We start from the raw sequence: 15,132 nt of genomic DNA on the forward strand, positions 1-15,132 counted from the left end.
GCTAGCTCCGCATCAGGATGTCATAGAGTTCCCGCACCACCTGCATGACGCGGGCGTTGGCCGCGTAGGCATTTTGCAGGGTCACGAGCTGCGCCAGTTCCTGGTCGACATCGACCTTCGAGCTGTCATCCAGCCGGGTCTTCAGGTTGGCGGTCACCACCTCCTGGCCGGCAAGGGTTGCCTTGGCCTGGGCGGAGCGGCCGCTCTGGTGCGACACGCTGGCCGTCACGAAGTCGGCGATCGAGCCCTTGAAGACGGAACTTGCGCCGCCGATCTTCGTGCCCGGCGAAAAGGCCGTGGAGGTGCCGGTCAGCTTGTCCAGAATCGCCTGCGGCCGCGTCGTGTCGCCGCTGGCGACGCCGGGCGCATACTCGACCAGCAGCGACGGGTCGTTGAGCAGGTCTTCGGAAATGCGGATGCGCGATGCGAACCCGGTGACATTGGGACGCCCATCCGCCATTCCCGTGAACGGCTGCCCCGCATCATCCACGAAGAGCGAGAACGCGTCGCCATAGGCGGACGGACCGCTCGCCGTCTCGAAGGCGCTGAGGCCCTCGATGCGCTGGCTCGCGGGCGCCGTGCTCTCCAGACGCAGCGTGGACCCCGCCGGATTGGAGGCGGCGAAAGCGCCTGCGCCGATCCGCGGATCCCCGTCCAGCGCCGCCTGGATATTGCCGGCAATGGTGTTGTAGTCGCCGCTGGAGAAGTCCACGGCGAGGAAGATGTCGTTGGAATCGTTGGTCGAGGTCAGGGCCGGCGGAACCGGGCCGTCGCTCCGGTAGATCGTCACCGACTTGGTGCGCCCCGTCGCAAGGTCCTTGAACTCGAAGCTGAGATTGTCGCCCGGCTGCAGGTTGCCAAGGTCCACCTCATAGCCGGTCTGGACGCCGGCATTGACGTAAGGGGTTCCCTGCTGCTCATGGGTGGAGAAGGCCCTGGCGATCGAGCCTGCGAGCTCGTCGAGCTGGTTCTGCGCGTGCACCAGCGCCTCGTCGCGCATGTTGACGAGGCCCGCAATGGAGCCGCTGCGCAGCGTCCGCGTCGACAGCAGGTCGATCCGGCTGCCTTCCGAATTCTCCAGAACCAGCGTTCCGACACCGCGCTCGTTCGAATTGAGCGAGTAGAGCGAGTCGGCGTTGACGCTGCCCCGGGCGTCGAACTTCAGCTTCATCACGTCCACATCGTAGAGCAGCGTGCCGCCGCCCATGTGGATGCGCACGCCGCCCTGCTCGGTCGGCTTGACGGTGATGTCGATATAGCCGGAGAGCTCCTCCAGCATCATGTCGCGCTGGTCCATCAGGCCAACGGGATCGGCGCCGTCCTGGGACGAGGCCACGATCTGGCGGTCGAGTTTCTGGATATCGCCGAGCAGCTCGTTGACCCGGTCGACCTGATCGGAGATCTGATACTCGACTTCCTGCCGCATCGACTGGATATCGGACGACATCGCGTTCAGCTTGCCGGCAAGCTGGTCTGCCATTCGCAGGACTTCCAGCCGGTTGGAATAATCCTCCGGCCCGGAAACCAGGTTCGACATCGACGCGACGAATCCATTGTAGGAATTCGACAGCGATCCTGCATCGCCGATGGTCCCGAACATCGTATCGACGCGGGACAGATACTGCTGCGAGACGGACGCATACTGGTTTTCGGCAAGCGACGTGCGGTACTGGCTTTGCACGGCAACATCGAGATAGCGCCGCATGCTGTCCACGTCGACGCCGGTAATGCGCCCGTTGCCGTCATAGGACGCGGACGCACTGATCGACTTGCGCGTGTAGCCGACATTGCCGGCATTGGCGATGTTGCCCGCCGTCACATCGAGCTGGCGCTGGTTGAACCCCAGCCCGATCAATGCAGTGTTGAGAGCGCTGCCCAGTCCCATGATCTCACCCGGCGTCTAGTCTTCGCGTCCAAAAGACCGGGCGGCGCGTTTCGCGCCGGCCGGCTGGTCCCTGGCCCACGTCAGCGGATCATGTTGATCGCTTCCTTCAGCATCTGGTCGCTGGAGCTGACGATACGGGTGTTCGCCGAATAGGCCTGCTGGGTCACGATCAGCTTGGAGAACTCGTCGGCGATGTCCGTGTTGGACGCCTCGAGCCGCTTGCCCACGATGCTGCCATTGGCGCCCGCAATCGGCTCGCCGGACGCCGGCGTCACCTCGAAGGCGCCGCCGTTGACGCGCTCCAGCCAGGCTTCGCCCGAGAACGACACGAGCGAGATCTCGTAGAGCTCGCGGGTACGGCCGTTGGAGTAGGAGGCAACCAGGCGCCCGGCCTCCGAGACGGCCACGCCGGTCAGGTCGCCGGCCGGATAGCCGTTCTGGCGCAGCTTGGAGATCTTGGCAGCGCCGTTGCTGTCGGCAAACTGCGTCAGCGCATTGGTGCCGAAGTCGAGCGTCACGTCGCCCACGGGCTGTCCGTCGACGGTGAGGTTCGTCATCGTCATGTTGCTCGTCGCCGGGACCGCCATCCGGCCGTCGGAGCCGAACTGGGCGTCGGAGACCTTGGTCCACTTGGGGTCGGTGCCGGTCGCATCGGAATCGGAGAGATAGTAAAGCGACCAGGTGTCGGACTGCGCGCCGTCATCCTCGAAGGTCTTGGCCCAGCGCATCTGGACGTTCACCGGCGTGCCGCTCGAGTTGTAGACCGTGATGGCCTCACCGGCGATGGAGCTGTTCAGGAAGTTGACCTCGTCATCGGCGGAAATCGCGTTCACGCCGACCACCTGGGGGGCAGGAACCGCATCCGGAGCCGCACCGGTCGAGGCCTTGGTCAGGGACGCATCGAGCAGATCCGACCCGCCGGCCAGACGGGCGCTGGTCTGCGGCGTGGTCGGCAGGTTGCCCTCATAGGTGATCCGGTCGGTCACCACCGCCGGGATCACCGAGCTGTCGATCGTGATGATGGACGGCACCGAACCGGACACGTTCTTGGTGACCGGGTCGATCGGCTGGCCCATCAGGTAGTAGCCGGCGCCGTTGACCAGGCGGCCTTCCTTGTCGATCTCGAAATCGCCGCGGCGGGTGTAGAGGTCGTTGCCGGTGAAGATCGACCGCCCGTCGACCTCGCCCGCGCGGCCCTGCACCACGAAATAACCGCTGCCGTTGATACCCATGTAGGTATCGACCTGGCTCTGCTGCAGGTCGCCCTGGATACCGTTGGTCGCCCGCGAACTCGCCGAAACCGTGCCGGCGATCTGGCCGGGCTGGGCGCCCTTGCCGCCGCCCACCAGGTCGGAGAACGACGTATCGAGCCGCTTGTACCCGACGGTCGCCGAGTTGGCGATGTTGCCCGAGATGTTCTCCAGCGCATAGGCCTGCGCGGAAAGGCCGGACACGGCCGCATTCAATGCACCAAAAACACCCATGTGAACCTCCAGAACGGATCGGATGGCGTGACGGGCCCACCAGGCGGACCACGATCTTGATGTCTGGAGTTGGCAAGTGTCGTGCCAGTTTCGGAACAGCTCGCAAGCCCTTGAAAAACAACGACCCAGCTTTTCAACTCGGCGCGATCGGGGGTTCAGGGCGGCAGCTTTGTCCCTGCCTCCCGGCAACAAATGCCGGGCGCCGGCAGCAACCGGGCAGGTCTTGCGCAGCCCCGCACCGCCCCATACTGTGCAGCGCAACGAGATCAGTCTTGCGGGGAAATCCATGCGCTTCGAAGGCACGACCGGCTATGTCGCCACCGAGGATCTGCGGATCGCGGTCAACGCGGCGATCGCGCTGCAAAGACCGTTGCTGGTGAAGGGCGAGCCGGGAACGGGCAAGACCGTGCTGGCGCAGGAGATCGCCTCCGCCCTCGGGGCGAACCTCATCGAGTGGCACATCAAGTCGACCACCAAGGCGCAACAGGGCCTTTACGAGTACGACGCCGTCTCGCGCCTGCGCGACAGCCAGCTCGGCGACGACCGCGTCCACGACATCGCGAACTACATCCGCAAGGGTCGGCTGTGGGAGGCCTTCACCGCGGATGAGCGCCCGGTGCTGCTGATCGACGAGATCGACAAGGCGGACATCGAGTTCCCGAACGACCTGCTTCGCGAGCTCGACCGGATGGAGTTCCACGTCTACGAGACCGGAGAGACCATCGCCGCCCGCCAGCGCCCGGTCGTGATCATCACTTCCAACAACGAGAAGGAGCTGCCGGACGCCTTTCTGCGCCGCTGCTTCTTCCACTACATCACCTTCCCCGACAACGGGACCATGTCCGAGATCGTCGAGGTGCATTTCCCCGGCCTGAAGCAGGAGCTGCTGCGCGAGGCGCTGAAGGTGTTCTACGACATCCGCGACACGCCGGGCCTGAAGAAGAAGCCCTCGACCTCGGAGCTGCTCGACTGGATCAAGCTGCTGCTCAACGAGGACGTGGATGCGGCGACGCTGCGCGAGCGCGACGGCCGCAAGCTGATCCCGCCGCTGCACGGCGCACTGCTCAAGAACGAGCAGGACGTGCAACTGTTCGAGAAGCTGGCTTTCCTCAACCGGCGCGACGGACGCTGAGCCATGGGCGGGCCGACGGTGCGCAGGGCTTCCGTCGCCTTCGCCGCGCTGGCGCTCGCCGGGGCATGGACGCCGCCTGCCGCCGCGCAGGAACGGGGAACCGATGCCGGCTGGACCAATGTCGTCGACGGCATGCGGCATTTCACCGGCCTCGTCTGCCCCGACACGCTGGCCACCCTCAACCGCACGCGCGTGCTCGTCGGCTCGGCCGACCGGCTGGCCGGCTGCGTCTACCAGAACGCGGAAGGGATTTCGGCCGTCCTGCGCAGCCATCCTTCGGGAACCGGGGAACAGGCCGCACGGTCGTTCCGCGACCGCTTCCGCGCCGCCGGTTTCAAGCTGGTCGCCACCACCGGCGCCGCAGCCTCGGGGATTTCCTTCCTGACCGGCAAGCGGGGAACGACGGATCGCTGCGAGACCCTCTGGCGCTTTAGAAACGGCAGCGCCGACTACACGCTGTGGATCTCCTACTCCCTTCCGGACGAAGCCGGCGAGATCGGGCCGCTGGTCACCGCCTTTGCCGGACTGCTGGCCTCGCGCTGAGGCGAGGCTCCAACCTGGAGATTTTACCGAGGCATTGCAGGCGGCATGCCGCTAGACTTGCCGACATCGACACTGCCGGGGAGCCAAGCCTGCCATGCTGCGACTGCTGTTGCTGAGACACGCAAAATCCGACTGGGGCCATCCCGGCCTTTCAGACTTCCAGCGCCCGCTCAACGAACGCGGCCGCCAGGCGGCCCCCGAGGTCGGCGCCCATATGGCGCGGCACGGCCTGCAGCCCTCGCGCATTCTCTGCTCCACCGCCCAGCGCACGCGCGAGACCCTCGCCGCGCTCCTGCCGGCCCTTGCGGGCGAGACCGATATCCGCCTGACGCGCGCGCTCTATGACGAGTCCGATCTCGACTACCTGAAGATCATCCGCAGCCATGGCGGCACGGCGCGCAGCCTGCTCGTGGTCGGGCATAACCCGGCAACGCAGGACACCGCCCTGTCGCTGATCGGCACCGGAAATCCGGCGCTGCGCGAGGCGATCGCCGCGAAATATCCCACCGCTGCCCTGTCAGTGATAGACTTCGATGCAGCGGACTGGTCGGCGGTCGAACCGGGCTCGGGGCGCGTCGTCGCCTATTGTCTGCCGCGCCATCTGGCGGCCACCACATCCATGTCCGCCCTGCCCGAGGCGGCGAACGACGGCACGCCCGCGCAAGACCGCTGATCCGGGACGCGCTTGCAAGCCCCGCCTCGCTTCCCCACATGGGTCGGCGGAGAACCATCTTGACGAAACGCAGCTTTCTGACCCGCGTGACCGACGAGGTCCGCTATTCCATCGAGAACATCACGGAGACCGCATCGACGCTCGGCACGCCGACGCTGCGGCTCGGCGTTACCGGCTTGTCGCGCGCCGGCAAGACGGTGTTCATCACCGCGCTGGTGCACAACCTGATCCATGGCGGACGGCTGCCCCTGTTCGAGGCCGCGGCCGGCGGGCGGATCGCCCGCGCCTATCTCGAGCCGCAGCCGGACGACAACGTGCCCCGCTTCGACGTCGAGGCGCATGTGGACACGCTGCTGAAGGAGCGGATCTGGCCGCAATCGACCCGCCAGGTCTCCGAGCTGCGCCTGACGGTAGAGTTCGAGTCCGCCCATTTCCTGTCGCGCGCCCTCGGCCGCGGCAAGCTGCATCTCGACATCGTCGACTATCCGGGCGAGTGGCTTCTCGACCTGCCCCTGCTGGAAAAGGACTTCCGCACGTTCTGCGCAGAAGCTCTGGTGCGGGCGCGCGAGCCCGGCCGCGAGACGGTCGCGGCCCCCTATCTCGCGATCCTCGGCGAGACCGATCCGGGCGCGGAAGCGGACGAGCAGCAGGCCCGGCGCCTTGCGGCGGCCTATACCGACTATCTGCGCGCCTGCCGCGAGGACGAGCGGGCGCTCTCCATGCTGCCGCCCGGCCGGTTCCTGATGCCGGGAGACCTGGAGGGCTCGCCCGCCCTCACCTTCGCCCCGCTCGATCTTTCCGGCCACGACGGCCCGCTGAAGCCCGGCTCGCTGGGTGCGATGATGGAACGCCGCTATGAGGCCTACAAGAAGCACGTGGTCCGCCCGTTCTTCCGCGATCACTTCGCCCGTCTCGACCGCCAGATCGTGCTGGTCGACGCTCTCAACGCGTTGAATGCGGGCCCCGAGGCTCTGGCGGATCTCGAAGCCGCGCTGGCCGAGATCCTCTCGGCCTTCCGGCCCGGCAAGGTCGCGCGGATCTTCTCGATCTTCGCCCGGCGCATCGACCGCATCCTGTTCGCCGCGACCAAGGCCGACCACCTCAATCGCGCCGATCACGACCGGCTGGAGGCAATTCTCAAACGTCTCGTCGGACGGGCGATCAATCGCGCCGAATACGGCGGTGCCGAGGTCGACGTGCTGGCGCTCGCCGCCATCCGTGCAACGCGCGAGGCGAGCCTCACCCATGACGGCGAGACCATGCCGGCGATCCTCGGAACCCCGCTCACCGGCGAGCGCGTCAACGGCGAGACCTATGACGGGCGCACGGAAATCGCACTGTTCCCCGGAGACCTGCCGGACGATCCGGACGTGCTGTTTGCCGCCGATGCGCCCGCCTCCTCGGTCCGCTTCGTGCGGTTTCGCCCGCCCGAGCTGCAGGTGACCGCCGAGGGCGTGAAGCTGTCGCTGCCCCATATCCGCCTCGACCGCGCGTTGCAGTTTCTCATCGGAGATCGTCTGGCATGACCTCAAGGAACGACAGGCCACGGCAGGACCGCAAGCCGGCGGCCTTCCGCCTGGACGACGCCCGCGTGCGCATGACCGCCGACGAGGACCCGCAGCCGACGCTGGCCGGCGAGGCAAGGATCGTTCCGACCCGCGAGGGGGATGCCGCCGGGCTGCCCGCGCCCGAACGCAAGGCCGGCATCCGCTGGGGTCGCTGGTTCGCCGTCGGCCTCGGTGGGCTCGTGTCGCTGGCGGTGGGACTGTCCGTCGACGCGCTGATCCGCGACCTGTTTTCCCGCAACGACTGGCTCGGCTGGCTCGGCATCGGCCTTGCCGCCCTTGCAGCGCTCGGCGCATTGGGGCTGATCTTCCGCGAAATCTTCGGGATCCTGCGCCTGCGCCATATCGAGGGCCTGCGCAAGACCTTCGCCGAGGCGGCGGAGGCCGACGACCAGGACAAGGCGCGCGCCGGCATTCGCGAGCTCATCGCCCTCTACACGGCGCGTCCGGAAACCGCACGCGGGCGCAATGCCTTGAGCGGCCACATGCGCGAGATCATCGACGGGCGCGACCTCGTCGTCCTGGCCGAGCGGGACCTGCTGAAGGAGCTGGACGCACGCGCCGTGCGCATCGTCAGGGACAGCGTCAAACGCGTGTCCGTGGTCACCGCCGTCTCGCCGCGGGCCGCGCTGGACCTTGCCATCGTGCTGATCGAGAACCTGCGGATCATGCGCCGCCTCGCCACGCTCTATGGCGGGCGCCCCGGCCTCATCGGCTTCCTGCGGCTCGCCCGCCATGTCGGTGCGCATCTGGCCATGACCGGCGGCATGGCGGCCGGCGACAGCCTCGTCTCGCAGCTGCTCGGCCATGGCCTTGCCGCGCGGCTCTCCGCCCGCCTCGGCGAGGGCGTCGTCAACGGGCTGCTGACCGCCCGCGTCGGCATCGCCGCCATCGAGGTCTGCCGTCCCATCCCCTTCATCGGCAGGTCCGGCCCCGGCGTGTCCGAAGTGATGGGCGAGTTGTTCCGGGCCGATCCCGAAGCCAAGGCCTTGCTGGAAAAGGCGGAAGGCCGCCCGCAAGGCGAGCACCCCTGATCCGCCCCTCCCCCCCAAACGTCCGCTCGACAAGCCCGCGCGTTGTACTTAACCTTCGCTCATGTTCCTGACCTTCCTCACCAATCTGCGCGCCGCCGGCCTGCCCGTCTCCTTGCGGGAATACCTGACGCTGATGGAGGCGCTGAAGGCCGACCTCGCCGACAAGAGCGTGGATGATTTCTATTATCTCTCGCGCGCCTGCCTGGTGAAGGACGAGGCCAATCTCGACCGGTTCGACAAGGTGTTCGGCCAGACCTTCAACGGGCTGGAGCTGGGCGGCGGGAGCGGCACCGAGGCGCGCGAGCTGCCCGGGGAATGGCTGCGCAAGCTCGCCGAAAAGCACCTCACGGAAGAGGAAAAGGCGCAGATCGAGGCGCTCGGCGGCTTCGAGAAGCTGATGGAGACGCTGCGCGAGCGCCTCAAGGAGCAGAAGGACAGGCACCAGGGCGGCAGCAAGTGGATCGGCACGGCCGGCACCTCGCCCTTCGGCGCCTACGGGTACAACCCGGAAGGCGTGCGCATCGGCCAGGCGGAAAGCCGCCATCGCCGGGCGGTCAAGGTCTGGGACAAGCGCTCCTTCCGCGACCTCGACGGCACGGTGGAACTGGGCACCCGCAACATCAAGGTCGCCCTCAAGCGGCTGCGCCGCTTCGCGCGCCAGGGCGCCCACGACGAGCTCGATCTCGACGACACGATCCGCGCCACCGCCCATCGCGGCCTGCTCGACATCCGCATGCGGCCTGAGCGGCGCAACGCCGTGAAGGTGCTGCTGTTTTTCGATATCGGCGGGTCGATGGACGACCATATCCGGGTCTGCGAGGAACTGTTTTCCGCGGCCCGTTCCGAATTCAAGGTGATGGAGTATTTCTACTTCCACAATTGCCCGTACGAATTCGTCTGGAAAAACAACGCGCGCCGCCATTCCGAGCGTATCCCGACCTGGGACGTGCTGCACAAGTACGGCCCCGACTACAAGCTGATCTTCGTCGGCGATGCCTCGATGAGCCCCTACGAGATCGCCTATGCGGGCGGCTCGGTGGAACACTGGAACGAGGAAGCCGGCTCGGTCTGGATCGACAGGCTTGCCAGCCACTATTCCAGAAGCGTCTGGCTCAACCCGGTGGCCGAGCGGCACTGGGGCTATACCCACTCGATCCAGATGATCAAGGAGCTGATGGACGGGCGCCACTATGCCCTGACGCTGAACGGGCTCGAAGCGGCCATGAAGGAGCTGTCGCGCTAGCGCAGAACGAGCTGTTCTCTCGCCGAGCCCCGCGCATTTATCAGAATATTTTGCCCTGCTAGTTTTACCGAGGAAATTAATTCTTACGCAACGGAAATTCGCCATAACAGACAGTGTCACCAATCAGCGTGGTAGCACTGGCATGAAGTCCCTCCGCATCTCCCACAAAATCCCCCTGATGGTGGCAGTTGCCGTCGCCATGGCGACGGCCATCACGGCCGTCGTCGGGTATGACGCCTCCCGAAAAGAACTCTACCAATCCTCTCTCGAGGCGATGCGGGCGACGGCCGCCTCTCGCAAGTCGGAGCTTTCGAGCTATCTGGAAAGCATCGACGAAGATATCGCCGTGCTGGCCAGCAACGCGACCGTGCACGATGCGCTCGCACGCATGCGCGATGCCTATGGCGAGGTGCTTGCCGCCTCCGGCTCCAACGACGCGCTCCGCAAGGCCTATATCGACGGCAACCCGCATCCCGCCGGCGAAAAGCAGAAGCTCGACAACGCCGACGACGGATCCGCCTACTCGCAGCTCCACGCTGCATTGCATCCGTGGTTTCGAAAGGTCCAGGAGGCCCGCGGCTACTACGACATCTTCCTGATCGATGCGTCCGGCAACGTCGTCTATACCGTCTTCAAGGAGGCGGATTTCGGCACGAACCTGCTGAGCGGCGAGTGGCGCGGCACCGGGCTCGCCGAGGCGTTCGCGAAGGTGCGCGACAACCCGCAAGCCGAGAATGCGGCATTCGTGGACTTTGCGCCCTACGCCCCCTCGGCCGGCGTCCCGGCCAGCTTCATCGCCTCCCCGCTTCTTGACGCAAACGGCGGTTTCGACGGCGCGCTGGTGTTCCAGATGCCGATCGACCGCATCAACGCCGTGATGACGAACGCCATCGGCCTGGGAGAGACGGGCGAGACCTACATCGTCGGTTCCGACTTCCTGATGCGCTCCGAGAGCCGGTTCCGCAAGCAGGGAGAACCCTCGGAAATCCTTGTCCGGAAGTCGGACACGCCCTCGACCCGCGCCGCTCTGGCCGGCGAGACCGACGTTGCCGTCTCCACCGACTATCGCGGCCATCCGGTCGTGGCCTCCTACACGCCGGTGCGCTTCCACGAGGCACAATGGGCGCTTCTGTCCGAGATCGACCTTGCCGAGATCCAGGCTCCGATCAATGCGATGGCCCTGCGCTTCACGCTGATCGGTAGCGTCGTGGTCCTGGTCATGGGCATCGGCGGTTTCCTCTTCGCCCGCACGATCTCCCGGCCGATCACCCGCATGAACGTTGCGATGCGCGAGATCGCCGGAGGCGACCTGTCCATCGAGGTGCCCGATACCCATCGCAAGGACGAGATCGGCGAGATGGCTGTGGCGGTCCAGGTGTTCAAGGACAACGCGCTGGAGGTGAAGCGGCTGGAAGCGGAGCAGGCGGAAACCCAGGCGCGGATCGATGCCGAGGCGCGCGCCGCACGGGCAAAGCTGGCGGACGATTTCCAGAGCGCGATCGGCGGCATCGTCGAGACCGTCGCCTCCGCCGCAACGGAGATGCTGGCGGCCGCCAACAGCTTGTCGGAAGGGGCGGCGGATACCTCGCAGCGCTCCCAGGTCGTGGCCTCCGCGGCCGAAGAAGCCAGCAGCAACGTGCAGGCCGTCTCCAGCGCGGCAGAGGAACTTTCGAGCTCGATTTCCGAGATCGGCCGCCAGATGGAAGAATCCCAGTCGATCTCCCAGACGGCCGTCGAGAGCATCGATACGACAAACGCGAAGGTTGGCGAACTTTCGACGGCCGCCGACCGGATCGGCGAGGTCATCGCCCTGATCCAGGCGATCGCCGAGCAGACCAACCTGCTGGCGCTCAACGCCACCATCGAGGCGGCGCGCGCGGGCGATGCCGGCAAGGGTTTTGCGGTGGTGGCCGCCGAGGTCAAGTCTCTCGCCAACCAGACGGCGCGTGCGACGGAAGAAATCGGAGACCAGATCAAGGACATCCAGAACTCGACCCGAGGAACGGTGTCGGCGATCACCGAAATCGGCAGAACAGTGCGCGAGATGAACAAGGTCTCGACCGCCATTTCCGGCGCCGTTACGCAGCAGGATGCGGCGACGCAGGAGATCGCCAGCAACATCTCCCAGGTCTCCTCCGGCATGACCGAAGTCAGCTCGACCATCGTCATGGTCAATACGGCCGCCCAGGAAACCGGCGCGTCGAGCAGCCAGCTCCTGGCCTCGGCCAGCGAGCTCTCGAACCAGGCCGAAATGCTGAGAAGAGAGGTCGACACCTTCCTGTCGACCGTACGCGCGGCCTGAGACAGGACGTGAGGAAAGCCGGCAACCGCGGGGCAACGCGGTTGCCGTAATCCCCGTTTGGTGCGGCTCGCGGCAGCCGGCTATCCCCGTTTTCGCGCTGAAACCGCGAATAACGAGTAATCCCCGGTGAGGAGCCCTATGCCCGCGCAACGCCCGCCGGAACCTTCAGGTGCCGCCGGTCCACGCGATCCTGTCCCCCGCCAATCCCCGCCGGCGGGCAGAGGCGTGATCGCGCGGAATTGCCGGAATTTCGGCGAATTTCGAGACTCCGACATCAAAATCCGTCTCAATTCGCTGCAAACCGGCGCAATTTTCGAGAAACCGGCGCGTTTCGCCCGAAGGCGCCGGGGATAAGCCGCAAGCGCGCTGCAAACAGCATCGGCGGGGCGTCGACAAGGCACTCTGACCGATCCGTCAGTCCCCGAAATAGCGCCCCGGCGTGACGCCGAAGGACTTCTTGAACGAGGCGACGAAGGCGCTCGGCCCCTCGTAGCCGAGCCGGTCGGACACCTCGCCGACAGACAGACCCTGCGACAACCACTCGACGGCCTTCATCAGCTTGGCCTGCTGCCGCCAGGCGCGGAAGGAGAGGCCCGTCTGCGCCGGGAAATGCCGCTCGAAGGAGCGCAGCGACAGATTGGCCCGCGCCGCAAGCTCGCTGGCCGAAAGATCGACGGCCGGATCGTCGATGAGCGGACGGATCGCCTCGCGCAGGCGCGGCTCCTCGGGGATAGGCAGATGCAGCGGCGCGACACGCGAGGCGGCGATCTGGTCGACGAGCACGGCAGCCAGGCGCCCGGTCGGACCGTCCGAGGGATAGTCCGGCGCCGCCCCCATGAAGGCCAGGATCAGCTCCCTCAGCAGCGGCGTCACATGGACCACGAAGGGCGTGTCCGGCATCGTCGGCAGGCCTTCGGGGCGCATGTAGAGAAACCGGACGTCGGTCTCGGTGTGGTAGTTGGAGTGATGGACGATGCCGGGCGGGATGAAGATCGCCCGCTCGGGCGGCACCACGAAACTGCCGCCCTGCGTCACCACGGTGACGGAGCCGCGCAGGATGTGAAACAGCTGCGCCCGCCCATGCGCGTGCGGCCTGGTCACCGCACCGGCCGCTTCGGTCCCCACGAAGGAGATGATCGGGTCCGGATGCTCTTCCGGAAACTGGTTGAGGCGCAACGGGTGTATCATGGGACCGCGGATCTCGGGATGCCGGCCAGGCATCATACAGGCAATGCACCGCCCCTGCCACGCCCCGAAAATGCGGCGCGGCACCCGCTTTTCGCCCCTCGTGCGCCCGAAATACGAAAATAAAAACGCGGAACGGCCGGCAAAAATATTTCAGGCCTCAAAATAAAAAGTCAGAAAATCTCAGAAAAATACGATCCAGCCTTGATTGAAACTCAATTCGGCAGCATGATGGATTTCGCAATTCAAAAGATGCCCGGCAAAAAACGATAGCCATCGGGCTCATCGCAGCGGCACCACCAGAAAAATCACGACGACCGTTCCCGGATCGCCTGGCCCGACCCGGAAGAAGCCGGGATTGCATTCCAGGCCCGTTGAGGTCGTTCCCATGACCACGCGCACCACGCAAACCGTCGTCCATTTCCAGACATCCTTCCTTGTGTCCGACGTCGTCGAGCCACAGCCGCCGGGCGACTACCAGGTGGACCGGGAGGACGAGTTGATCGAGGGACTTTCCTGGATCGCCTGGAGACGGGTCGGCACCTTCATCCACTTGCCGGCAATCGGCGTGCGGGCAGCGATACGGCAGTTGGTGCCGATCGACCCGGCCGAGATCGACGCCGTTACAGAAAAGGACCCTTTCAGATGACCGCAACACTCTTCACCCGGCGCAGAGCCGGCCCGCCCGCCGCCGAACAGGGGCAGCACCTGCTGACGATCGGACAGGACGTCCGCCTGAGGAGCACGAGGGGCAGGCAGGCCACCAAGGGCGATATCTACCGCATTACCGGCGTCATGCCCGTCGAGGCAGGCGCCCCCCAATACCGCATCCGCAGCGCCGAAGAGAACCACGAGCGCGTGGCGATGCAGGACGAACTGGAGCCGCTCGATGCGTCGGGCTCCGGCGCACAGGCAACCTTGATGGAAAGGACATTTGGATATGGCCAAAGGACAAAAGCGTAGCACCCGGGAGATCCGCAAGCCCAAGCAGGTGAAGGCGGAGGCGAAACCCGAAGTCCCCTTCGCCAACCGGGTCAAGCTCTCCGCCATGGAGGCCGCCCCGCGCCAGAAGGGCAAGAGCTGACGAACCGGCGGCCTGCCTGCGAGACGCGGCGATGAAGATCGTCATCAGGTTCTTCCGGGTCCGCGAAGCGGACGGCGCGCATGCCATCGTCGGCTGCGAGATGGCCGAGGCCGTGGACCGGGACGATGCGATCGCGCTTGCAGCACGCCTGCTGGCCAGCCTCGACATGCCCCAGCGCCCCGACGGCGTCACGATCACCGATGCCGCCGGCGCGCCCCTCCATTCCGCCCTTTTCACCACCGGGCGCGAGACCACAGAGGCCGACAGCCATGAGCACCATCAGGCATGACCCAGGGCACGACACAGGCCGCATGGCGATCAGCGTCTGGGAAAACGAAGGCGGCGCCGCTTGCCGCAGCCGGATGGACGAACAGTTCGGCCGGCGGATCGAACAGGACCGGACCTGGACGATCTACCACGTCTATACCGGCGTGCCCGCCTCCTCCGACGGCAGCGACATGACCGGCCTGAGCCGCATGGACGCCACCGACGGCATGCTGTTCCTCAACAATCGCAATTCCGAGCGCAGGCTGCGCCGGAGCACCCGGCGGGAAACGCCGCAGAACAGGCTCTCCGCCTTCCTGCTGTCAGCCTGGCGCAAGACGGGAGGCCTGTCATGGCATTGAACTTCCCAAATCCCAGCCGCAGCTTCGATGAGGGCCGCAAGGGCGTGCGCTTCGTCGGTCACGACGGCGTCTTCGAGGTGCCCTTCTTCATCGAAGCCGACGCCCTGGTGAAGGCGAGCAAAGCGGCCCGCCCGCTCGATGCTTCGCAGGACGACTGCCTTTCGGCCTTCGACCGGCTGAGGCCCGCCATCCACGACGTCGCGCGGGAGATCCATGGCAACCGTCGCCGGTCCTCCTACACGCTGAACGCCTCCGACTTCCGCTAGTCACCCGAATCTGAAGTTCGTCACATTTGGCAGCAAGCTCTGTACGAACTTCAGATTCAAAAGGGTGACTAGCATGTTTATGTTTCTAGTGTGGTTTTCGAATTTGAAAT

The 15,132-nt window shown here is 65.9% G+C and carries 16 protein-coding genes; 13 read left to right on the forward strand and 3 right to left on the reverse strand.

Annotated elements, in window-relative coordinates:
* Window position 1: 1 nt before the first annotated feature.
* Both flgK and GH266_RS06055 read right to left on the reverse strand, forming a co-directional pair.
* Window positions 2–1,885: a flagellar hook-associated protein FlgK gene (gene flgK, locus GH266_RS06050; protein ID WP_158193096.1), complete on the reverse strand. Its 1,884-nt coding sequence runs from the start codon at window positions 1,883–1,885 to the stop codon at window positions 2–4.
* 80 nt (window positions 1,886–1,965) lie between these two features.
* Window positions 1,966–3,369, reverse strand: a complete 1,404-nt coding sequence (locus GH266_RS06055) for a flagellar hook protein FlgE (protein WP_158193097.1) — start codon at window positions 3,367–3,369, stop codon at window positions 1,966–1,968.
* Window positions 3,370–3,655: 286 nt separating this feature from the next.
* Here GH266_RS06055 and GH266_RS06060 point away from each other — a divergent pair, with 286 nt between their 5' ends.
* The 7 genes from GH266_RS06060 (at window position 3,656) to GH266_RS06090 (ending at window position 11,861) form a co-directional block, all read left to right on the forward strand.
* Window positions 3,656–4,501: an AAA family ATPase gene (locus tag GH266_RS06060; RefSeq protein WP_158193098.1), complete on the forward strand. Its 846-nt coding sequence runs from the start codon at window positions 3,656–3,658 to the stop codon at window positions 4,499–4,501.
* A 3-nt stretch (window positions 4,502–4,504) separates the two neighbouring features.
* Window positions 4,505–5,044 (forward strand): hypothetical protein, encoded by a 540-nt coding sequence (locus tag GH266_RS06065; protein WP_209001554.1) that lies wholly within the window; start codon window positions 4,505–4,507, stop codon window positions 5,042–5,044.
* A gap of 94 nt (window positions 5,045–5,138) precedes the next feature.
* Window positions 5,139–5,717, forward strand: a complete 579-nt coding sequence (locus GH266_RS06070) for a SixA phosphatase family protein (protein WP_158193099.1) — start codon at window positions 5,139–5,141, stop codon at window positions 5,715–5,717.
* Window positions 5,718–5,776: 59 nt separating this feature from the next.
* Window positions 5,777–7,243: a YcjX family GTP-binding protein gene (locus GH266_RS06075; protein WP_425329564.1), complete on the forward strand. Its 1,467-nt coding sequence runs from the start codon at window positions 5,777–5,779 to the stop codon at window positions 7,241–7,243.
* A complete protein-coding gene (locus GH266_RS06080) occupies window positions 7,240–8,316 on the forward strand; it encodes a YcjF family protein (protein ID WP_158193101.1) in 1,077 nt (358 codons plus the stop codon). Before GH266_RS06075 ends, GH266_RS06080 begins: the two co-directional genes overlap by 4 nt.
* A 61-nt stretch (window positions 8,317–8,377) precedes the next feature.
* Window positions 8,378–9,559, forward strand: coding sequence for a vWA domain-containing protein (locus tag GH266_RS06085; RefSeq protein ID WP_158193102.1), 1,182 nt, complete (start codon window positions 8,378–8,380; stop codon window positions 9,557–9,559).
* Between the two features lie 178 nt (window positions 9,560–9,737).
* Window positions 9,738–11,861, forward strand: a complete 2,124-nt coding sequence (locus GH266_RS06090; protein WP_158193103.1) for a methyl-accepting chemotaxis protein — start codon at window positions 9,738–9,740, stop codon at window positions 11,859–11,861.
* A 414-nt stretch (window positions 11,862–12,275) separates the two neighbouring features.
* Here GH266_RS06090 and GH266_RS06095 read toward each other — a convergent pair whose 3' ends face one another.
* Window positions 12,276–13,049, reverse strand: a complete 774-nt coding sequence (locus GH266_RS06095) for an AraC family transcriptional regulator (protein WP_158193104.1) — start codon at window positions 13,047–13,049, stop codon at window positions 12,276–12,278.
* A 385-nt stretch (window positions 13,050–13,434) separates the two neighbouring features.
* On the opposite strand from GH266_RS06095, the gene GH266_RS06100 reads away from it, so the two are divergent.
* The 6 genes from GH266_RS06100 to GH266_RS06120 are packed head-to-tail and all read left to right on the forward strand — an operon-like array spanning window position 13,435 to window position 15,022.
* The gene (locus GH266_RS06100) at window positions 13,435–13,695 is read left to right on the forward strand and encodes a hypothetical protein (RefSeq protein WP_158193105.1); all 261 of its coding nucleotides are present in this window, start codon (window positions 13,435–13,437) and stop codon (window positions 13,693–13,695) included.
* Entirely contained in the window at window positions 13,692–14,009 is a 318-nt protein-coding gene (locus GH266_RS06105; protein ID WP_158193106.1) for a hypothetical protein, read from the forward strand. Before GH266_RS06100 ends, GH266_RS06105 begins: the two co-directional genes overlap by 4 nt.
* On the forward strand, window positions 13,987–14,130 hold the full coding sequence (locus GH266_RS23235; RefSeq protein WP_199270453.1) for a hypothetical protein: 144 nt from the start codon (window positions 13,987–13,989) through the stop codon (window positions 14,128–14,130). The genes GH266_RS06105 and GH266_RS23235 overlap by 23 nt, the downstream gene beginning before the upstream one ends.
* Window positions 14,131–14,161: 31 nt before the next feature.
* A complete protein-coding gene (locus GH266_RS06110; protein WP_158193107.1) occupies window positions 14,162–14,419 on the forward strand; it encodes a hypothetical protein in 258 nt (85 codons plus the stop codon).
* Between the two features lie 22 nt (window positions 14,420–14,441).
* Window positions 14,442–14,756, forward strand: coding sequence for a hypothetical protein (locus tag GH266_RS06115; protein WP_199270454.1), 315 nt, complete (start codon window positions 14,442–14,444; stop codon window positions 14,754–14,756).
* Complete coding sequence (locus GH266_RS06120; RefSeq protein WP_158193108.1) at window positions 14,747–15,022, forward strand: DUF1488 family protein; 276 nt, start codon at window positions 14,747–14,749, stop codon at window positions 15,020–15,022. Before GH266_RS06115 ends, GH266_RS06120 begins: the two co-directional genes overlap by 10 nt.
* Window positions 15,023–15,132 lie beyond the last annotated feature (110 nt).

It is taken from the genome of Stappia indica (assembly GCF_009789575.1).
GTDB classification, from domain to species: domain Bacteria; phylum Pseudomonadota; class Alphaproteobacteria; order Rhizobiales; family Stappiaceae; genus Stappia; species Stappia indica_A.